General features: G+C 40.0%; 22 protein-coding genes and 1 riboswitch. Of the genes, 17 read left to right on the top strand and 5 right to left on the bottom strand.

Features of this window, described 5'->3' with window-relative positions; genetic code table 11:
* Positions 1–153: 153 nt before the first annotated feature.
* The 4 genes from adh (at position 154) to BCM40_RS14335 (ending at position 2,993) form a co-directional block, all read left to right on the top strand.
* Positions 154–1,674, top strand: coding sequence for an aldehyde dehydrogenase (gene adh, locus BCM40_RS14350; protein WP_065525288.1), 1,521 nt, complete (start codon positions 154–156; stop codon positions 1,672–1,674).
* Positions 1,675–1,714: 40 nt separating this feature from the next.
* The gene (locus BCM40_RS14345) at positions 1,715–2,077 is read left to right on the top strand and encodes a DUF779 domain-containing protein (protein WP_065525289.1); all 363 of its coding nucleotides are present in this window, start codon (positions 1,715–1,717) and stop codon (positions 2,075–2,077) included.
* Positions 2,078–2,221: 144 nt separating this feature from the next.
* Positions 2,222–2,410 (top strand): hypothetical protein, encoded by a 189-nt coding sequence (locus tag BCM40_RS14340; protein WP_008432057.1) that lies wholly within the window; start codon positions 2,222–2,224, stop codon positions 2,408–2,410.
* Positions 2,403–2,993, top strand: coding sequence for a Fic/DOC family protein (locus tag BCM40_RS14335; protein ID WP_065525290.1), 591 nt, complete (start codon positions 2,403–2,405; stop codon positions 2,991–2,993). Before BCM40_RS14340 ends, BCM40_RS14335 begins: the two co-directional genes overlap by 8 nt.
* Positions 2,994–3,034: 41 nt before the next feature.
* Here BCM40_RS14335 and BCM40_RS14330 read toward each other — a convergent pair whose 3' ends face one another.
* Complete coding sequence (locus BCM40_RS14330; RefSeq protein WP_065525291.1) at positions 3,035–3,838, bottom strand: AAC(3) family N-acetyltransferase; 804 nt, start codon at positions 3,836–3,838, stop codon at positions 3,035–3,037.
* Between the two features lie 96 nt (positions 3,839–3,934).
* Between BCM40_RS14330 and BCM40_RS14325 the strand changes: the two genes are divergently transcribed.
* Entirely contained in the window at positions 3,935–4,414 is a 480-nt protein-coding gene (locus tag BCM40_RS14325; protein ID WP_065525292.1) for an acyl-CoA thioesterase, read from the top strand.
* A 45-nt stretch (positions 4,415–4,459) separates the two neighbouring features.
* Here the strand turns inward: BCM40_RS14325 and BCM40_RS14320 are convergent, their stop codons facing one another.
* Positions 4,460–4,978, bottom strand: a complete 519-nt coding sequence (locus BCM40_RS14320; RefSeq protein WP_065525293.1) for a DUF421 domain-containing protein — start codon at positions 4,976–4,978, stop codon at positions 4,460–4,462.
* 286 nt (positions 4,979–5,264) lie between these two features.
* Positions 5,265–6,284 carry an SEC-C domain-containing protein gene (locus BCM40_RS14315; protein ID WP_065525294.1) on the bottom strand — a complete coding sequence of 340 codons (1,020 nt, stop codon included), beginning with the start codon at positions 6,282–6,284 and terminating at the stop codon, positions 5,265–5,267.
* Positions 6,285–6,521: 237 nt separating this feature from the next.
* Here BCM40_RS14315 and lepB point away from each other — a divergent pair, with 237 nt between their 5' ends.
* A complete protein-coding gene (gene lepB, locus BCM40_RS14310; RefSeq protein ID WP_065525295.1) occupies positions 6,522–7,055 on the top strand; it encodes a signal peptidase I in 534 nt (177 codons plus the stop codon).
* A gap of 70 nt (positions 7,056–7,125) precedes the next feature.
* Here lepB and BCM40_RS14305 read toward each other — a convergent pair whose 3' ends face one another.
* On the bottom strand, positions 7,126–8,289 hold the full coding sequence (locus BCM40_RS14305) for a pyridoxal phosphate-dependent aminotransferase (RefSeq protein ID WP_065525296.1): 1,164 nt from the start codon (positions 8,287–8,289) through the stop codon (positions 7,126–7,128).
* An 85-nt stretch (positions 8,290–8,374) separates the two neighbouring features.
* Here BCM40_RS14305 and BCM40_RS14300 point away from each other — a divergent pair, with 85 nt between their 5' ends.
* The 4 genes from BCM40_RS14300 to BCM40_RS14285 all read left to right on the top strand — a co-directional run bounded on the left by BCM40_RS14300 (position 8,375) and on the right by BCM40_RS14285 (position 11,897).
* On the top strand, positions 8,375–9,163 hold the full coding sequence (locus tag BCM40_RS14300; RefSeq protein WP_065525297.1) for a carbon-nitrogen family hydrolase: 789 nt from the start codon (positions 8,375–8,377) through the stop codon (positions 9,161–9,163).
* A 49-nt stretch (positions 9,164–9,212) separates the two neighbouring features.
* A riboswitch (SAM riboswitch) is annotated at positions 9,213–9,317 on the top strand.
* Between the two features lie 68 nt (positions 9,318–9,385).
* The gene (locus BCM40_RS14295) at positions 9,386–10,399 is read left to right on the top strand and encodes a methionine ABC transporter ATP-binding protein (RefSeq protein WP_065525298.1); all 1,014 of its coding nucleotides are present in this window, start codon (positions 9,386–9,388) and stop codon (positions 10,397–10,399) included.
* A complete protein-coding gene (locus BCM40_RS14290; protein ID WP_065525299.1) occupies positions 10,389–11,060 on the top strand; it encodes a methionine ABC transporter permease in 672 nt (223 codons plus the stop codon). The genes BCM40_RS14295 and BCM40_RS14290 overlap by 11 nt, the downstream gene beginning before the upstream one ends.
* A gap of 12 nt (positions 11,061–11,072) precedes the next feature.
* Positions 11,073–11,897, top strand: a complete 825-nt coding sequence (locus BCM40_RS14285) for a MetQ/NlpA family ABC transporter substrate-binding protein (protein ID WP_065525300.1) — start codon at positions 11,073–11,075, stop codon at positions 11,895–11,897.
* Between the two features lie 667 nt (positions 11,898–12,564).
* Here BCM40_RS14285 and BCM40_RS14275 read toward each other — a convergent pair.
* The gene (locus BCM40_RS14275; protein WP_065525301.1) at positions 12,565–13,128 is read right to left on the bottom strand and encodes a GNAT family N-acetyltransferase; all 564 of its coding nucleotides are present in this window, start codon (positions 13,126–13,128) and stop codon (positions 12,565–12,567) included.
* Positions 13,129–13,289: 161 nt separating this feature from the next.
* On the opposite strand from BCM40_RS14275, the gene BCM40_RS14270 reads away from it, so the two are divergent.
* The 7 genes from BCM40_RS14270 to BCM40_RS14240 all read left to right on the top strand — a co-directional run bounded on the left by BCM40_RS14270 (position 13,290) and on the right by BCM40_RS14240 (position 20,598).
* Complete coding sequence (locus BCM40_RS14270) at positions 13,290–14,234, top strand: carbohydrate kinase family protein (RefSeq protein ID WP_065525302.1); 945 nt, start codon at positions 13,290–13,292, stop codon at positions 14,232–14,234.
* Entirely contained in the window at positions 14,234–14,683 is a 450-nt protein-coding gene (locus BCM40_RS14265) for an OsmC family protein (RefSeq protein ID WP_065525303.1), read from the top strand. The genes BCM40_RS14270 and BCM40_RS14265 overlap by 1 nt, the downstream gene beginning before the upstream one ends.
* 138 nt (positions 14,684–14,821) lie before the next feature.
* The gene (locus BCM40_RS14260; protein WP_065525304.1) at positions 14,822–16,396 is read left to right on the top strand and encodes an ATP-binding protein; all 1,575 of its coding nucleotides are present in this window, start codon (positions 14,822–14,824) and stop codon (positions 16,394–16,396) included.
* 17 nt (positions 16,397–16,413) lie between these two features.
* Complete coding sequence (locus BCM40_RS14255) at positions 16,414–17,088, top strand: response regulator (protein ID WP_065525305.1); 675 nt, start codon at positions 16,414–16,416, stop codon at positions 17,086–17,088.
* 461 nt (positions 17,089–17,549) lie between these two features.
* Positions 17,550–18,560 carry a Bug family tripartite tricarboxylate transporter substrate binding protein gene (locus tag BCM40_RS14250; RefSeq protein WP_065525306.1) on the top strand — a complete coding sequence of 337 codons (1,011 nt, stop codon included), beginning with the start codon at positions 17,550–17,552 and terminating at the stop codon, positions 18,558–18,560.
* A gap of 65 nt (positions 18,561–18,625) precedes the next feature.
* Positions 18,626–19,084, top strand: coding sequence for a tripartite tricarboxylate transporter TctB family protein (locus tag BCM40_RS14245; protein WP_065525307.1), 459 nt, complete (start codon positions 18,626–18,628; stop codon positions 19,082–19,084).
* A gap of 14 nt (positions 19,085–19,098) precedes the next feature.
* Positions 19,099–20,598, top strand: coding sequence for a tripartite tricarboxylate transporter permease (locus BCM40_RS14240; protein WP_065525308.1), 1,500 nt, complete (start codon positions 19,099–19,101; stop codon positions 20,596–20,598).
* The last annotated feature ends 4 nt before the right edge of the window (positions 20,599–20,602 follow it).

The following is a 20,602-nucleotide window of genomic DNA, read 5'->3' as shown; positions in this document are numbered from 1 at the left end:
AAGGGGATGAATAAAAAAAATTAGTGTTTTACAGTTGCAATTTTTAGATTAGTTTGACAATATAGAAGGGAAGCTGTTATTACTACGCCAAGGGGTAATGAAATAATGAAAGCGTGTACATAATGGTAAAATGATCAAAGGGGAGAGATAAGAATGGTCTATGCAGTACCTAATACAGAAGGTTCAAAAGTAAATTTTAAAGAGAAATATGAGAACTTTATAAATGGAGAGTGGAAAGCGCCTGTCAAAGGTCAATACTTTGATAACGTTTCGCCAGTTACAGGCAAAAAATTTACTGAAATTGCGCGCTCAACCGCCGAAGATGTAGAACTAGCACTTGATGCAGCACATGCAGCTAAAGATGCGTGGGGCAAAACTTCAGTTACTGAACGTGCCAATGCTTTACTGAAAATTGCCGATCGCATGGAACAAAACTTAGAAATGTTAGCTGTTGCTGAAACATGGGATAACGGGAAAGCGGTACGTGAAACGCTAAATGCCGATTTACCACTAGCGATCGATCATTTCCGTTATTTTGCTGGAGCAATCCGAGCACAAGAAGGATCTTTAAGCCAACTTGATGACGATACAGTAGCGTATCATTTCCATGAGCCGCTTGGTGTTGTGGGTCAAATTATTCCTTGGAACTTCCCAATTTTAATGGCTGTTTGGAAACTTGCTCCGGCATTAGCTGCGGGTAACTGCGTGGTATTAAAACCTGCTGAGCAGACTCCGGCAAGTATTCTTGTATTAGCCGAATTAATTGGTGATATTTTACCGCCTGGTGTCTTAAATATTGTAAACGGCTTTGGTCTTGAAACAGGGAAGCCACTTGCTTCAAGTCCACGCATTAGCAAAGTAGCATTTACAGGTGAAACGACTACTGGTCGTATGATCATGCAGTATGCATCACAAAACTTAATCCCAGTAACATTGGAACTGGGTGGAAAATCACCAAATATCTTCTTTAAAGACATTATGGACGCGGACGATGCTTTCCTTGATAAAGCAGTTGAAGGATTTGTTATGTTCGCATTAAACCAAGGTGAAGTGTGTACATGTCCATCTCGTGCATTGATCCAAGAAGACATTTACGACGAGTTTATGGAGCGTGTATTAAAGCGTGTAGCAGCGATTAAACTTGGAAATCCGCTTGATCCAGAAACGATGATGGGAGCACAAGCTTCTACAGAGCAAATGGAGAAAATTCAATCTTACTTAGATATCGGTAAACAAGAAGGCGCAGAAGTTCTTGCAGGCGGTGATCGGAACCATTTAGAAGGCGATTTAGCAGAAGGTTACTATATCCAACCGACCGTCTTTAAAGGGCACAACAAGATGCGTGTGTTCCAAGAAGAAATTTTTGGTCCAGTTGTTTCTGTTACGACGTTTAAAACAAAAGAAGAAGCGCTTGAAATCGCTAACGATACATTATATGGACTAGGTTCTGGAATTTGGACACGTGATACGAATACAGCTTATCGCTTTGGACGTGGTATCCAAGCAGGGCGCGTATGGACAAACTGTTACCACCAGTACCCAGCTCACGCAGCATTTGGCGGATACAAAATGTCTGGATTTGGTCGTGAAAATCATCTAATGATGCTTAACCATTACCAACAAACAAAAAATATGTTAGTTAGCTACAATGAAAACAAGCAAGGATTCTTTTGATCTTATGTAGTCTAAAGACTACAAGAAAGTAGGGATAGCAATGGTCGAACGCGTAATTGCGACAGATGCTGCTCTTGAATTGATTGAATTGCTAAAGGAAAAACATGGCCCTGTCATGTTTCATCAATCCGGAGGCTGCTGTGATGGTAGCTCGCCTATGTGTTATCCGAAAGGCGACTTATTTGTCGGGGATCAAGACATTTTAATGGGGGTTATCGGAGACAGTGAATTTTATATGCATAAAAACCAGTTTGACTACTGGAGCCATACCCAGCTGATTATTGATGTCGTGCCAGGGCGAGGCGGAATGTTTTCACTAGAGGGAGTTGAAGGCAAGCGGTTCTTAACAAGGTCTAGAGCTTTCACGCCCGAAGAAAGTAAAGAATTGCAGCAACAAGCGTAAACGAACCCGGATGCATTTGCATCCGGGTTTTTTTATTCTTTTTCAGTATATAAAATGCGATCGAAACCTTTATGGAGCAAGGGTTGATGATAGAAAAAACAGTAGAGAAATGGTATAATTTCTACATGAAAGGTGGTCATTCCGTTGACGAATTTAGCAAACCGAGTTTCCCATGAACAAGCCAATCATGCGATTTCCTATGCTTCACATTCTTTAGTTACAGAAGGATTTGATGTGACAAGTGAGGATGAGAACTTCGTTCGATCGGTATTAACTGGTGAACGGACGGAAGCACAATTCCATCAGGCCATCAAAAGGAAGTTCAATGTCTAAGTATCAACATGCTTCAATGTATTGTTACCCCGGTACTGATGTATTGATCAATTTGTTTGATGTAGAAGATGAAGAAAAGCTGAAAGAATTGGAGAAAGTCTATTCTTTGTTCCGCCTTGCAGAACTGCGATTACAAAAGCCAGCAGACTCTTTAGATGTTAAAGCTTACTTGGCCATTCATCAATACATCCTTCAAGATGTCTATCCGTTTGCTGGAGAATTGAGAAAAGAAATGATTTCGAAAGGTTCTTCGTCTTTTGCTCATCCCAAACACATTGAAACACAGTTGCTTAAAATTTTTAACGAATTAAAAGCTGAGAACTACTTGAAAAAGTTGCCACGAAATCAGCTCGTTAGTCGACTAGCTTATTTTCTATCGGAATTGAATGCTTTGCATCCTTTTCGAGAAGGGAATGGGCGTAGTATTCGTGAATTTGCACGTCAATTGCTACAAAATGCAGGCTATCAGTTAGAGTGGGGAAAAGTACGTGAACCTGCAGAGATTATCAATGCGTTTGTTGACTCATTCAATAAAGACAATGATCGTTTAGAAAAATTGTTATCCGAAATTATTACGCCATGAAAAACGCCAGCTGCTCAAAGAGTGCTGGCATTTTCTATGTTTTATGTTGTAGGATGTTCCTTAATCCAGTCGATTCCAAATTCGACAATCTCTTTCATATCAACGATTTGCGTTTCGGCTTGCCCCAATACGCCTTTAGAAATAACACCTGGAAAAGCTTTGGCGATTTCTGGAAAGCGCTCTGAATCCATATCGATACAGTCATATGTTTGCCAAACTCGTTCTCCATCCTGTATCATAGCGGCACCTTGTGGTGAAGTGGAACGATTTTCTTGAACAAATTCGGCATAGTGAAGAGCTGTACATGAATCGAAATCGACCCCAATTAAAAGAATTTTGACTTTGGCTTGTAGCATTTTTGCCAAGGGTGATTTTTCTCCAAAAGAATCGTCAATCGGCTGTTCACTCATCCAGTCTTTGGCATGGGCCCCCCACGCCATAAATGAGTGAGAAGGATGGGGGCTTCGAATGGTCGCTGGGTGGCGATGAAAGCATTCGGCAATTTTGCCCATACCCCGTAGTCCGCTTAAGTGAGGATCAAATGCAGGAAGGTGGTCGCGAATCGATTGATGCCAATTTTCAGGAACCGGTGGCTGCATCCAGTAAACAGGGTCTGAGTTGTCCGAAGACTGAGCGGGCATAATGATAGTGCCTGCTTCTGTAATAGTTTCTAGTAAGGCTTCAACGACCGCTTGAGCCCCTCCAGCGATCCATCCCATAGATTTTAATGATGAATGAACCATTATTCGGTCCCCGGCCACGATGCCAAGCTTTTGAAGCTGATGTTTTAAGGTTGTTTTGGACTGGAATTCAGGGGTGTTTAAAATATTCAATAACTCTGACATAAAGTATTCCTCCTCATTTCAATATATTATAAAGGAAAGGCTATTGTTTTGGGGAAACTTCCAATAACACGGCTATTATAGAAAGGATTGATGATAATGGAAGCAAAACCGATGAAAGAATCAAGAACCATTCAAACCAAGCTTGTTCTTCCTCCTGATACCAATCACATGGATTCTATTTTTGGGGGGAAAGTTTTAGCATACATCGATGAAATCGCAGGAATTACGGCAATGAAGCACGCACGTCGTCAAGTTGTTGTAACAGCATCTATTGATTCGGTTGATTTTTTATCTTCAGCTAAAGTTGGAGATGTATTAGAACTTGAGGCGAATGTTACTTCAACAGGCCGAACTTCGATGGAAGTTTACGTCCGAGTAAAATCAAAGAACCTTCAAACAGGTGATGAAAAGTTAACGACAGAATCATTCTTGACGATGGTTGCAATGGGAGACGATGGCAAACCAACCCCTGTTCCTCCTGTTTTGCCGGAATCGGTAGGCGAAAAACTCTTTTTTGAAACAGCACCTGCAAGACGGGAATACCGAAAATTGCGCGTGAAGCCACCTAGACCATAAGAAAAAGTGCATGGATAAAACCCATGCACTTTTTTCGTGAATAAATTAGGTCTCGTTTAAATCTACTTCTGAGTTAACGTGCTTTAACGCATTGCCTGTTTCACTACTAATAACTGATAAACTACCGTCAGTTTCGAGGATGACTGCTTTTACTTTTTCCGTAGATCCAAATCCTGTATTTCGTATAGCTTGAAGAATTTCCATTTCTTTAATGCGTTCTTTTCGCATAGAGCTTTTTAAGAAATTTCCATCTAAATACAAAAGACGTGGTTCTGACTTAATCAAGTTGTTAAACCAATCGAAATGAAGAGAAAAAAGAGTCATCAAATATTGCAATAAAATGAGCATCCCAAATGCTGTCATTCCTTCAAGTAAACTTATGCTATTGTTGAGTAATATAGTCGAAAGGGTCGAACCTAAAGCCACTGTCACGACCAAGTCAAAAGCATTTAATTTTGTTAATGTTCGTTTACCTGACACCCGAAGTAAAATAACAAGTCCCACATAAGCTAGAAATCCGACTGTAACGATTCGTATAAAACTACTGAGTGTGATTTCAAACATACTCATCCTCCTTTTATTAGTTTTAATAAAATTATCCACATGTTAATAAGTTTCTTTTATGCAATAAAATTAACAAAATTCTAAAAACTTATCCACATAGCACACAATAATTAGCGGTTTACTGTGTATAAGATGATTAAAATAGAGAAATTTCCTTATAGACACCGTTTTTTCTTCCTTCTTTTATGATTCCCTTTAAAGTTATCAACAAACAAAAAAAGAGTAGCCGAGGCTACTCTTTTTGCTGATATATCCAATAAACGGTAATGTGCTACAGCTTTTGGGATTATTTTTTGGCTAACAATTCTTCGAAATAAGCGCTGAATTCTTTAGAGCGTTTCAAGATTGTACTTGAAGATACACCGAATTTTTCACTTAAGTCTTTTGAAGAGAGCATAGGGCCTTTCACCAATTCGTGATCCTGTAAGAATCTCCAGTATCCTGCTACAAGTGCTTCAGGTTTTTGGACAGTTGGTTGCTGGCTAACGAGATAGCTATTTAAAATACTTGTAATATTGCTAACTGTTTCTTCATCAAAATCAGCTTTCTCGATATGCTTATCAAGTTCAGCCATCACAGAATCATGTTCTGGAGAAAGCTGGATGCTTTCTTCTACACGGCCAGTTGAGTACTTAACAATTTGTTCAACAATGGTTAAGTAGTTATCGCGCAAGTAGCTTTCATCTTGTGAAGCATTTTCAGTAGCGATTTGTGCTTTCAGTTGTTCGAAGAATGGAGTAAATTCTCCAACAACTGTTAAATAGCCGTTCAAGAATAAAACGCCTTTATCACCAACGCGTGAATCTGGAAGAAGGATTGCTAATAAGCCTTGACCGTTTTCCATATCTGTTGGTGGTTGATCTGCCATTTCAAGGGTTTCACCAGTGAAAACATCTGTAAATTGAGCTTTTTCTGTATCGCCTTTAATATATTGACCAAGGAATACTTTTACGTCTTTCCAATTTCCAAGTACTTCTTTTGTTGTTGGACGTTGAGCAAGTTCAATTTGTTTTTCTAAAAACTCTTCCCATAGTTCAGGTTTTTTCATGAACAGGAAATTCTCAATAACAAATGCTTGTGCATCGTTTTCAGCCATTGATTTCATCAAATGTGGCTGCCATTCTTGTTGTAACTCACGGAATTCAGTAATATGTGTCTGATTTGGGTTTTCCGAGAAGAACTGTTGACGTACTTTGAATAGTTCTTCATTCACCAAATCGTTGATAGATACAGTTTCTTGTTTTCCGTGACATTTTTTGTATTTCTTGCCACTGCCGCATGGGCATGGATCATTTCTTCCTACCATTCTAATCACCTACATTTTTTATTGAGTGTAACATAAAATTGCGAAGGGCTCAAAAGTCTGACGATTCAGACGCTAGTAAGCTATATAGATAGTAAGAATTAGAGGCGTCATTCTATGTTGGAAAGGGCCGTTAAAAGCCTATGAAGTTAATTGCTTCTGTAAGGATAAAACCAAGCAGTAGGCACAAAGCATAATGCGTATTATAATAAAAGATATAAAGTTATAGGAGGAGACGATGTGTATAAAGATCCTGTAAAAGAATCTATATCTTGGATGCGAGTCATCATTTTGACTGTACTAATTGTCTTACTATCAAGGCATTTTCTGTTTGAACCAGTAGCCGTCCACGGGGAATCGATGATGCCTACGTTTGAAGAAAATGATAAAGTCGTGCTAGCGAAAATTTACTCAATCGAAAATTTCGACATGATTGTTTTTACTGCGCCAAATGGCGTAAATTTTATTAAACGGGTAATTGGAGTGCCGGGTGATGTTATTTCCATGCAAGATGATCAACTTTATTTGAATGGAAAAGCAGTAACTGAGCCCTATTTAGAAAAAAATTTAAAAACGGCAAAACAAATGGGCATGTTGCGATTAACCGAGGATTTGAAAGAATTTACTGTGCCGTCGGAATCTTATTTTGTGTTAGGAGATAATCGATTGAACAGTACTGATTCCCGAGTTTTAGGGTTTATTTCAGAAAAGAGTGTTGTGGGAGAAGTGAAAGTGCGAATTTCACCACTCGAACATGTGGGGGTTGTCGAATAACCAGATCGCATGTGGCGGATTAAACAACAAAAGACAGCTCTCTTAAAAACAAGGAGCTGTCTTTTGTTGTTTAAAATAACTTTAGTTTTTCAATACGGCTGATTGCTTCAACAATACGACTTTCGTCAACGAGTAGTCCAACCCGGACAAAGCCTTCTCCACCATCACCAAATCCACTACCGGCAGCTACCGCAATATCTGCCTTTTCAAGTAGGAAATCAGCAAATTCGATACTCGTAAAACCTTTTGGAATCGGTAACCAAGCAAAGAATGAGCCTTGGGGAGCTGTTATTTCCCAACCAATACGTGCACATTCGGCGACGAGTACGTTTCTGCGTTTTTCATAGAGATTTACTAAATCGTCGACACATTGCTGATCGGCGTTTAACGCTTCAGCTGCAGCTAGTTGAACAGCAGGGAATAATCCAGCAAATAAATGATCTTGGATTAAATTTAATGCTTCAATCATTTTCGGATGCCCCACGGCAAATCCAATGCGCCAGCCAGCCATATTGTACGTTTTCGATAATGTATACATTTCAATACCGACTTCTTTTGCTCCTTCAGACTGTAAAAAACTTGTAGGTTTTTTACCTTCAAAACCAATAGCTCCATAGGCAAAGTCGTGAACAATGGCAATGTTATTTTCTTTCGCAAAAGCAACAGTCTCGTCGAAAAATTCTTTGTTCGCTACGGCACCTGTTGGGTTATTTGGATAGTTTAAATACATTAATTTTGCGCGCGTGCGAACAGATTCCGATAACTCATCAAAGTTTGGCAAATAGCCTTTTTGTGGATCAAGTTTCATCAGTTCAAAATCAATATTCGCTAATGGTGCCCCGGACAAATAATCAGGATAACCTGGGTTAGGCAGTAATAAGAGGTCCTCTGAGTTTAATAATGCTAATGGCAATTCAACCAAACCAATTTTTGTCCCGCACATAATCGCGACTTCTAAATCAGGGTCGATATCTACGTTATACTCGCGTTTATAAAAATCCGCTGCTGCTTGACGTAAAGTTGATATTCCGCGGAAAGGTGAATACTTATGCGTTTTTGGATCGGTCACTGCAGTTTGCAATGCTTTAACGATATGATCGGGTGTTGGCTGATCAGGGTTGCCTTGGCCAAGATTAATCACATCACGTCCTTCAGCGATAGCTTTGCTTGTTTTAGCAACAAGAGAAGCAAAAAATTGAGTCGGTAAATTTTGCAAGCGGTTAGAAAAGTCCATGTAATTCTCCTTATTTTCGAAATAATTGCACTTCTACTCCGAATCTTATAGAATTTAGAGGAGCTTGTCTACTGGAGGAGAGAATATGAAAATTGCATGTGTTCAGATGGATATTGTATTTGGGGAACCAGAAAAAAACTACCAGCAGGTATTGAACTATTTAACTGAAGCCGCTGACAATGGGGCAGATACGATAGTTTTGCCTGAAATGTGGAATACGGGTTATGCGCTAACAGAGCTCAACACATTGGCGGACAGTACAAACCGGACAGTAGAGATGTTGAAAAACTTTGCAAAAGAAAAATCGGTAAACATTGTTGGGGGTTCTGTTTCAACAGAGAAAAATAACGGTTTTTACAATACGATGTATGTCGTCAATAAAAAAGGTGAGCTTGTTTCTGAATATGATAAAGCACATCGTTTTGGATTGATGGATGAACATATTCATTTAGAAGAAGGCGATTCTCTTGGCACGTTTAAATTGGATAATGTCGTTTATGGCGGTGTTATTTGCTACGATATCCGTTTTCCTGAGTGGATTCGAGCGCAAGCATTGAACGATGCAAAGCTTATTTTTGTGTCTGCAGAATGGCCGGAGCCAAGAATTGATCATTGGCGTACGTTACTACAAGCTCGTGCGATTGAAAACCAATGTTTTATTGTTGGCGTTAACCGCATCGGCAGTGATCCGAACAACGTCTTTGGTGGCAGCACCATGGTAGTTGCTCCGTGGGGAGAAATTCGGTTAGACATGAAAAAAGAAGAAGGCATAGGTTATGTGGAAATTGATTTGAACGAAGTAGAAGAAGTTCGAAAACGAATTCCGGTATTCGACGATCGCCGCGAAAAATTATACGAAACATTCAAAATTTGATTGACACTCTGAATTTATGTCTGTAATATAAAATTCAATCTAATATAACAACTTATCAAGAGAGACCGAGGGGTAGGCCCTATGACGTCCGGCAACCCCCAATTGGGAAGGTGCCAAGTCCTGCGAAATGTAAAAGCATTTCGGAAGATAAGTCGAGAAATTAAAATTTTCGATGTCTCTTTCTTGATGAAAGAGGCATTTTTTTATTGCCGGGGGGAAGCTATGATACAGATTAAGAATTTGACAAAAACTTATACAACAAAGCATGGTACCGTCACCGGAGTGGACAATGTCTCACTTGAAGTTGGGAAAGGAGAGATTTTCGGAATTGTTGGTTATTCAGGAGCCGGAAAAAGTTCTCTGATTCGCTGCATCAACTTACTTGAACGACCAACTTCAGGCAGTATCGTAGTCGATAAAAAAGATTTGACTACGCTAAGTGGCGATCAATTGAGAAAAGCGCGATTAAAAATCGGCATGATTTTTCAACATTTTTATTTGATTAGTCAAAAGACGGTGTATGACAATATCGCTTTTGCACTTCGAGCGGCTGGTACGCCTTCTAAAGAGATTAAAAATCGTGTAGAAGAACTGCTTGAAATGGTCGGCTTGGCTGATAAACGGGATGTCTATCCTGCACAGTTGAGTGGTGGTCAAAAACAACGCGTCGGCATAGCGCGAGCGTTGGCCAACAATCCCGCGGTGCTGCTATGTGACGAAGCAACTTCAGCACTCGATCCTAATACGACTTTATCAATTTTGCGGTTATTAAAAGAGATCAATCAAATATTGAACATTACGATTGTGTTAATCACTCACGAGATGAATGTCGTAAAAGAAATTTGTGATCGCATGGCCATCATGCAAGGGGGGCGTGTGATTGAAGAAGGACGAGTATACGATATTTTTGCGGATCCTCAAAAAGAACTAACAAAGGAATTTATCTCTAGTGTCGTATCCTTTAATGTGCCAGTACATATTTTAAAAGAGTTTAAAGGAACCTTAGTAAAAGTATTATTTAAAGGTGGCGTAGCCGGTGAAGGCGTCATTTCCGACATGCTCCAGAGCTTTTCAGTAAAAGGTAACTTTTTACATGGAGCCATCGAGTATATTCAAGAGCGACCACTTGGTATCTTTGTTATGGAGTTAAAAGGCGCTGAAATAGAAGTTATGGAGGCTTTGAGATACTTAGAAAATAGGTCAGCAATTGTGGAGGTGATATCGAGTGGACATTGAATGGGGACGAATTATTGAGTTGTGGCCAGAAATCCAAACTGCATTTTTCCAAACGTTAATGATGATCGGCATCTCATTATCGGTGTCACTGATTATAGGATTGCCACTCGGAATTTTGCTATTTATAACAGATCGTGGCTTGTTTCTTGAAAATCGACCAGTCAACTCAGTGCTTGGCTTTATTGTAAATATTGTACGCTCTATTCCATTTATCATTTTGTTAGTAGCACTTATTCCTTTGACGAAACTTATCACAGGGACAACAATCGGTCCGGTTGCGGCCAGTGTTTCTTTATCGGTTGCAGCCATTCCCTTTTTCGCGCGAATTGTAGAAAATTCACTTCGTGAAATTGATAAAGGGGTAATTGAAGCAGCTATTGCAGTAGGAGCCACACCATGGATGATTATTAAAGACGTTCTACTCCCTGAAGCAAAGGCGAGCATCGTCCAAGGAATTACATTAACGATTATTAGCTTAGTTGCTTATTCAGCTATGGCTGGTGTTGTGGGTGGCGGAGGCATAGGAGATTTGGCCATTCGCTTTGGTTATTATCGATACGACAACACCATCATGATTGTCACAGTCGTAATTTTAATTGTGTTGGTTCAATTGATTCAACAAGCAGGAGACTATACAGCGAAAGCGATAGATAAACGATAAGGGGAGAATGACATGAAAAAATTAGGATTACTCGTAGCAGCAAGTGCATTAGCTTTAGCGGCATGTGGCAGTGAAGAAAACGAAGCAACATCAGGAGAGCCTTCAAAAGACATTAAATTAGGAGCTACGGCAGGGCCTTATAGCGATATGCTTAAACAAGCCATTGTCCCAGGTCTTGAAGAAAAAGGATATACAGTTGAACTGGTAGAATTTAGTGATTATATACAACCCAATATTGCGCTTGATGGTGGCGATATTGATGCCAACCTATTCCAGCACACCATTTACTTGGAGAACTTTGAAAAAGAAAACAATATGGACTTGTCTGGCTTAATCGTTGTGCCAACAGCACCAATGGGTATTTACTCTAATCAATTTGATACATTAGAGGACATTGAAGATGGCGCAACCATCGCAATTCCTAATGACCCTGTTAATGCGGCTCGTGCTTTGCAGATTCTTGAAGATCAAGGTCTCGTTGAAGTGGATCCAGAAGTAGATGACTTAAAAATTTCAGAAAGAGATGTTATTACGAACAAAAAGAACCTAGTATTCCAGCCAATCGAAGCTGGTCAATTGCCACGTGCAGTTGAAGGATCTGATTTATCCGCTGTTCCTGGAAACTTTGCATTAGCAGCTGAAATGGATCTTTTGGATGCATTGGCACTTGAAAACATGCCAGATCAGTACCGTAATTTAGTGGCGGTTAAAGCAGAAAATGAAGATAGTGAATTGGCTAATGATTTAATAGAAATTGTGGAATCGGAAGAATTCGAAAAAGTAATCGATGAGAATTTTGAAGGATTCGGTAAACCTCAATGGATGACTGAGCAATAACAGTAGTAATAAGCTAAAAAGAGCCGCTCCAGGTTTTCTGGAGCGGCTCAGACTGTGTATAAAGTCTTATTAAACTAAATAGTGATGTATACTCTTCAACCGGGCTGGCCACTTCGCTTTCCGTGGGCTCAGCTTCAGCCTCCTCGTCACTGAAAACCCATGCTCCTGCATCGCTGCGCTAGCTTCGTCGCAAAAGCTTGTCCTCGCAGGCTTCGGCCAATGCTATTCCTGCGGGGTCTTCAGCTTTCGCTGTCCCACAGGAGTCTCCGTGGACCAGCCCAGTTGAAGGCTTCTTGCTACAAACAAAGTAAGATTCTTTAGTACGCTTCATCATAAAAATAACTTATGAAAAGTTTTTTCCTCTACTCACTCCAAGATTCGGAGCACCAAGTGGCGAAGGGCAAAGATATGCTCCTGCATCGCTGCGCTAGCTTCGTCGCAAAGCCACTGTCCGAAGTCCCTTCGGTCACTGACTTTCCAGAGGAAAAACGAAGTGATGAGACCCCGCAGGAGCTTGCGACGAGGAGGCTCAGCGCGGAGTCCGCGGAAAGCGTCCACTGGGTGCGGAGAATCCTATATGCATACAAAAAATGAGTAAGTACTATTTTATCTACAAACTGCCGCTCCAGATTTTCTGGAGCGGCTTTCTTCTATATTAATATAGGCTTTAAGAAATGATTTTCACCATGTGATGGAAAGGCTCGCCAATAATCATCCACGGTTCAGCAATAGAATACCCGAGACGTTTGTAAAGACGAATAGCCCCTTCCTTGTCCACATCGACGTTGAGCGAAAGCTTACTATTTCCACTAGATGATACAAGTTCTTCTGCGTAATCAAGTAGTTTTGAGCCAATTCCTTGTCCTTGATAAGGAGGGTCGATTGAAACAGTGTCGATATACCATTCGTCTAGATGCGCTTCAGGTTCAAATATTCGCTCATGTCCTTGCTTTTTCAATTGCTCCATCAAATAACGGTCTAAAACTTCTGCTTGGTTGCCATGATAAAGAACTAAAATGCCTACAATGTCCCCGGCTAAAGTGGCTACATATGTATAGTGGTAACTATGACGTGTATTTTCTCCACGCACCATATCTTCAACTTTTTCGCGTACGGTTACAGAATCTTTTTCTGCGGTCATATGGTTTGCAATTTTACCGATAGCGTTGATAATAAGAGGTGCGACTTTTTTTGCATCGCCAGGAAGTGCCTGTCGTATACTGATTTCCAAGGTGGAAACCTCCTTTTACTTAGTGAAAAGCGGTCTTGCCTGTAAAAATGGAGAGTATAATTGTACAGACTCATATTATGAAGTCTTCTGATGCTAGTTGAAATTTATCCAATTACTAGTATATCAATGAAGAAGGTTTTTAACACAAAGGAGAATTACGCATGAAAAAAAATAAGTACATACTCACATATGGAGATGCGTTTGTAGATTATATCGCTACAGACACTACTAACACCTCATTTAATCGCCATCTCGGCGGAGCTACAGTAAATGTAGCTGCAGGCGTTAGTCGGTTAGGCATACCTTCACACTTCATCACCATCACGGGGGACGATGAGACCTCTACTTTTGTACGCAATGAATTGGTAAGAGAAGGGGTCGATTTAACACACGCAATTACGGTGCCTGAAAAAAGAGTCAGTGGCGTTTATATTCATTTGACGCCTGAGTTTGATCGAGTATTTGCTTCGTATGTGAATGAAACTCCGGATCTTCAAGTGACGGAAACACAATTAAACACCAAATCTTTTGAGCAAGCTAGTGGCTTTCATTTTTGTTCAGGAACTCTTTTTCATCCAGAGGCGAGGGCGACCACACGAAAGGCGATTGAACTGTCAAAAGAGCATAATGTTATTTGTTCCTATGACGTGAACATTCGACCACTGCGCTGGGAAAGCGAAGGACATTGCCGTCAAATTGTTATGAAATTTTTACCTACAGCCGATATCATTAAGCTAACAACAGAAGAGCTTGCATTTTTAATGAAAACAGATTCACTCGAAGAGGGAATTGAACGATTATCTGGCAATGCGATTCCGTTGGTTTTTGTAACTGATGGTGAAAATGGTACTTATGCGGTTTTTCAAGACCAAACAATCCATGTGCCGGTTATTCCTGTACAACCTGTCGATACGACAGGAGCGGGAGATGCATTTATGGCAGGGATTATTCGTCACGTCTATTTAAACGGATTCCCTAAAACACAGCAGGACGTCATAGAGTGTGCTGACTTTGGGAATCGAATGGGAGCTCTTTGCGCGACGAAAGCAGGTGCTTTAACAGCGATGCCGCGTATTGAAGAGATGAAAGATGGGAGAGAAGTGTAATGGCATTGCATAGCTTTCATTTAAAGGCGAATTGGCCAGGTCTTCGTAACGATGTAGGAGAAATTGAAACAGGTAATTTAAAAACACACATCTCGATCCCACCAGAAATGGACGGACCAGGAGTCGGTACGAATCCTGACGAGATGCTCTTAGGTGCAGCGGCGACGTGTTACATTATTACGCTTGCTGCCATGATGGAGCGTAGTAAATTAGAAAAACAATCGCTCACCATGGAGTCAGAAGGAATTGTCGAAGTTGAAAAAGGCGTCATTACGTACAAGCGTATTATTCATAAGCCTAAATTGGTGTTAAAAGGTGACGCGACAGAAAAGGACTTAGCGCTAGCGCAAAAGCTAGCAGAAAAAGCCGAAAGTTCATGCATGATTACACGTGCGATCAAAGGCAATGTGGAAATTGAGTTGCAGGCAGATATTCAAAAAGAAAACTAAAGCCTTATTCTTTGCTTCATCCTCTATTAGGGGATGAAGTTTTTTTGTTTGAATTGTCTTGAAAATGAGCTTTTTCTTTACATAAAGTGTGATAGACTACAAATATTAAAAATTCAGTATCTTGTGGGAGTATAGAGTATGAAGAATTTATCGCTTCAAACAAAAATTATACTATTAAGTATGTCGTTGATATTATTTGTCACTGTTTTTTTTGGAGGCATTGTTATTTATAACGAAGTGGGTGACACGAAAGGAAACGTGGGAACCCGTGCACTTGAAACTGCAATTGGCATTTCAGTTATGCCTAGTGTGGTGGAGGCCATGGACGATGAAAACCCAGCAGAGACGATTCAACCAATAGCTGAGTATATGAGAAAACAAGTGGGAGCAGAATTTATTGTGGTGGGGAATACAGATGGTATTCGCTATTCTCATCCTACTCCGTCGAAGATTGGCAAAGCTATGGTAGGAGGCGACAATGAACGTGCATTATTAAATGCCGAATTTTATACATCTGAAGCTCAAGGTTCACTCGGTCCGAGTTTGCGCGGAAAAGCACCCGTTTTTGATAGCAACGGAAATGTAGTTGGACTAGTTTCAGTTGGTTACTTGTTAGAAGACGTACAGCAAATCATTCTTCAAAAAAGCTTAGAGCTTTTAAAGTTTGTGTTGCTAGCTCTGGCACTTGGTGTAGTTGGTAGTATTCTGTTAGCCAAAAATATTCGAAAAGAAACTATGGGATTAGAGCCCAGGGAAATAGCAGCGATGTACCGAGATCGTGAAGCGTTACTTTCTTCCATAGTAGAGGGAGTAGTGGCTATTGATAATCGGGGAAGAATTACTGAAATCAACCAATCTGCCGAAAAAATGCTGGGACTTACACAAGCCGTTATTAATTCGGATATTGCTGATGTTCTTCCTCACTCACGAATGAAAGAAGCATTGCAACCAGATAAAGTGATGCGCAACGAAGAAATGCTTATTGGCAACAAAGTGCTGATTATTAATCGGACCCAAATTATGCACAAAAATGAAATTGTAGGTGCAGTATCAACTTTTCGTGAAAAAACCGATATTCAGGAAGTGTTGGAAACTTTATCAGAAATTCAGCAATACTCAGAAGGATTACGGGCTCAAACACATGAATACTCCAATAAACTATATGCAATATCCGGATTGTTGCAGCTCGAACAAAAGAATGAAGCCATCGAGTTGATCCAACAAGAAACCAAAATTCATGAAAATCAGACAAAATATATGCTCGACCACATTAAGGATAAAAAAGTTCAAGCAATCTTATTAGGGAAAATGGGCAAAGCATCAGAAAATAAAGTAGAACTGCTCATTGACGAAAATAGCTCTTTAGAAGAACTTCCGGATCACTTTGATATTGCTAAGCTGATTCACATTTTAGGGAACTTGATAGACAACGCAATTGAAGAAGTAGTGCAACAACCTGTTAAAGAAGTTTCTTTTTTCGTTACTGATTTAGGCCGCGATTTAGTTATCGAGGTAGAAGATTCGGGCCGTGGAATTCCAGCGGAACACATGGAAGACTTATTTAAGCTAGGGTTTTCAACAAAAGTTGGAAAAAAAGATCGAGGATACGGATTGACAATTGTGCAACAAGCAGTTGAAAAATTACAAGGAACGATAGAAGTCAGCTCAGAGCTGAAAAAAGGCACGGTTTTTACAGTCTTTTTGCCGAAATAAGAAAGTGGGAAAAGTTAATGATACAAGTATATATTGCTGAAGATGATTTTCGCGTAGCGAATATCCATGAACAATTTCTTAAGAAGATCCCCGAAGCACAATTGCTTGGCAAAGCTAGCAATTGTCAAGAAACCTTAAAGGCCATACAAGAGCAAAAAATCGATTTGGTTATATTGGATAATTATATGCCGGATGGATTGGGAATTGATTTGATCGATGACATACGTACTTTAAGTCCACAAACAGATGTCATATTAGTATCTGCTGAAAACGATAAAGGATATGTAGAGCAAGCTATACGGAAAGGGGTAAAAGGCATTATTATTAAGCCGGCGACATTAGAAAGATTTGTCTCCACAATCATGAACTACATAGAAGGTAAAAAAACGCTTCAAAACACACAAGACATTGATCAGCATTTTTTAGATGATTTTTTTGGTGTAAAACTTGTTCAAAAGCCAACGATCGGTGCGAAAGGAATCGATCCTCTCACGTTAGAAAAGGTAAGAGACGTCTTAACAGGAAACACATTAGGCATTACGGCTGAGAAAATGGGCGAACAAATGGGCGCTTCACGAACAACCGCTCGTCGGTACTTAGAACACCTTGTAACGATTGAAGAATGTTACGCGGAATTAGCATATGGAATTGTAGGAAGACCTGAGCGACATTATTACATGAAAAAAGACTGATATTATATATCAGTCTCTTCTTTATTCGTTTCGTTTATAAAAAAGACACTAGTGCTGGCGCGTCTACGGGGTAGACGAAGCAAGAAGACAGGCGATTTTCCTGGCTTCTTGCGGGAGTCATCCCCAAAGCGATCAGCACGGTTTTGAGACTTCATAAACTTGTGTATGTGGACAACCCAGACTCACTCCTATTTTTCTTTTGTACGCTCTTCATCTATAGAAAATTCTCAAGATTCTTTGACTCGTCTATAAAAAAGACACCAGCACGGGTTAAGGCCATCTTAAACTGCTTATGTAAATTTTTTCGACAGTAAAGACTGATGCTATTCATCAGTCTTTTTTTCGTGAACTTTATGAACAAAAAGAACACAAAACTCTTTAAATAGCTTATTTTGCAAACGGTTACATTCTGAAAATTCAAAGTTATACTCAAGTTAATCAAAAAACGAGGAGGAAATCGAATGAAAAAAACAATGCTTACGACAATTTTAGCAGCAAGTGCTTTCGTATTTGCTGGATGTAACTCAGAAGAATCTACGAATGCGAATACAGGTGAAGCTGGGGCATTCGAGCCTTCAAAAAATATCGAAATGGTAGCACCGGCTGGAGCTGGTGGCGGCTGGGATACGACAGCTCGTGAAGTGGCAAGAGTTTTTGGTGAAACGGGAATTATTGAAAAGAACATGACCGTTATCAACAAAGAAGGTGGCGGTGGAGCCATTGCTTGGGCATATATTCAGGGTCAAGATGACAGTCCTTATAATTTATTTGTTTCTTCGCCACCCTTAATGTTTGTCCCGTTAAATGGACAGTCTGAGTATGGTCATGAAGACTTTACACCATTAGCAAATATGATTGCAGATTATGGCGCATTTGCAGTAAGTGCAGATAGCGAATGGGAAGATTTGAATGACTTGTTTGATCAAATGAAAGAAGATCCTGAGAGTGTAACGGTCGTAGGAACATCATCTCCCGGAAGTATGGATCATATGCAATTTGTTCGCATCGCCAAAGCAGCAGGTGTAGATCCAAAGAAAATCAAATATGTATCTGACCAAGATGGTGGAGCATTAACATCGGTATTAAACGGATCAGTTGATGTATTTTCTACAGGTGTTGGAGAAGTGGTAGAACAAGTGCGTGCTGGAAACATCAAAGTTCTTGGTGTGACAGCCGAAGAACGAATGGAAGGCGAAATTCTTTCAGACTTCCCAACAGCTATCGAACAAGGAATTGATGAAAGCTTTATCAACTGGCGCGGGTTCTTTGGACCGCCAAACATGGATCAGGCGGCAGTGGATTACTACGAAGAAAAATTCAAAGAGTTAAGTGAATCTGAAGAATTTGCTGAAGTGCGCAAAAAGTATGGTTGGAACGAAATGTACTTAAGTTCAGAAGAATACGAGGAATTTTTAAACAATGAATACAAAGAAATTGAAGTGTTATTAGAGGAAATTGGGTTAGGAAACTAAAGAATTTAGAAACCGAATAACAATTATTCGGTTTCTTTCTTTTCAGTATAAAGGAGGCGTTCCACTTGCCGTTAACCATCAATCGAAGAATAGCTCTAATCTTATTTGTTATAGCAGCCATTTATTTGTTTTTAAGCTTTCAATTACCGAATTATCCATATGCACCAGTAGATGCCGATGTGATACCAAAAGGACTAGGCATCTTAATGATTATTTTATCTGTTGCTCTCTTTTTCTCTAAAGCTATTGAAACCGAGGCGGAAAAAGAGAAACGCAATATTCCTAAAAAAGAATTATTGGTTTTACTAGCTGTTTTTGCCATGATTTTTCTTTATATTTTATTATTTGAAATCATTGGATTTGTCATTATGACTGCAATTTTCATCTTTTTCTGTTCATGGTTTTTAGGATATACCAAATGGAAATCCAACATTATTGTTTCAATCTTATTTCCTTTAGGGATGTATGTGATCTTTGTTTTTGCTTTAGGAATTTCGCTACCTAAAGGCATTTTACCAATATAGGAGGTGTGGACTTTATGAATGCTTTTGATGGAATGATAACAGGTTTTCAAGTCGCTTTAAGCTGGGAAGGAATTTTGTTTGTTTTGATCGGTGTTATAGTCGGTACGCTAATCGGCATGATGCCAGGGCTTGGACCCATTAGTGCCATAGCCATTATGATTCCGATTACATATGGAATGGATCCAGCGCCTGCACTTGTCATGATGGCCGGAGTATATTATGGCGCTGTATTTGGGGGATCGACTTCCTCGATTCTTTTAAATGCTCCTGGGATTTCAGGAACTGTGGCAACAGCTTTTGATGGCTACCCAATGGCGCAACAAGGAAAGGCTGGGAAAGCACTAGCCATCGCTGCGATTGCTTCATTTTTCGGGGGAACGGTTTCTGTTATTATGCTGATGTTGTTAGCCCCAGCCTTATCAAGTGTTGCCATCTCGTTTGGCCCACCTGCCTATTTTGCATTGATGCTTATGGGGTTAACCGCCATTTCCAGTTTATCTGAAGGTTCTACGATAAAAGCGATGATCGCTGCAGTTGCTGGGGTAATGGTCGTTACTATCGGAATTGATCCGCAAACTGGGACACAACGATTTACGTTTGGGAATGTAAATTTGTTTGACGGATTTGACTTTTTAATTATTGCACTTGGTTTGTTTGCTATTGCAGAAGTCTGCATGTTAGTGCTTAATCGGAAAAATCGGAGCTTGAGTGATGATCAAAAACTTGGCAGCTTAAAAGTGACAAGAGCAGATTTGAAAGAAATGAGCGGCCCAATGACCCGTCAATCATTTGTTGGGTTTATCCTCGGCGTACTGCCAGGTGCAGGTGCAACAATCGCTTCATTTATTAGTTATATCTTTGAAAAACGAATTTCAAAAAATCCAGAGGAATTTGGAAAAGGTTCTATTAAAGGGTTAGCCGCTCCAGAAAGTTCAAACAATGCGGCTACAAGTGGCGCGTTTGTTCCTTTATTAAGTCTAGGTATTCCAGGTTCTGGCACAACAGCGGTTATGCTAGGCGCATTTCTAGTATTAGGCGTTCAGCCTGGACCATTGTTAATGACGGATCGTCCAGAGATTTTTTGGGGAATTATTGCCAGTATGTATGTAGGGAATATTTTTCTATTGATTTTGAACTTGCCGCTTATTCCTTACTTAGCGAAGATATTGAGCATTCCGAGGCCTTTATTGATTTCATTGGTTATTATGTTTAGTTTAATCGGCGTGTATTCGATTAGTTTTAACGTATTTGATCTTTATATGCTTCTTGTTTTCGGGGCACTTGGTTTTGCAATGCGAGTTTTTTCTTTTCCAGCCCCGCCGTTTATCTTGGCATTTATCTTAGGGGGAATGATGGAGCAAGCATTCAGACAATCGATGACTATTTCTAATGGGAATTTAGCCATCTTCGTTAACAGTCCTTTGCCACTATCATTAATCTTGATTGCATTCTTCTCACTAGTTATTCCCGGTCTTCTAAAATGGAGAAGCCGTCGCAAACTAGCTAACATGTAAGGAG

Origin of the sequence: Planococcus donghaensis, from assembly GCF_001687665.2 — a bacterium.
Classification (GTDB): Bacteria; Bacillota; Bacilli; order Bacillales_A; family Planococcaceae; genus Planococcus; species Planococcus donghaensis.
This window is presented reverse-complemented; position numbering and strand designations above follow the sequence as displayed.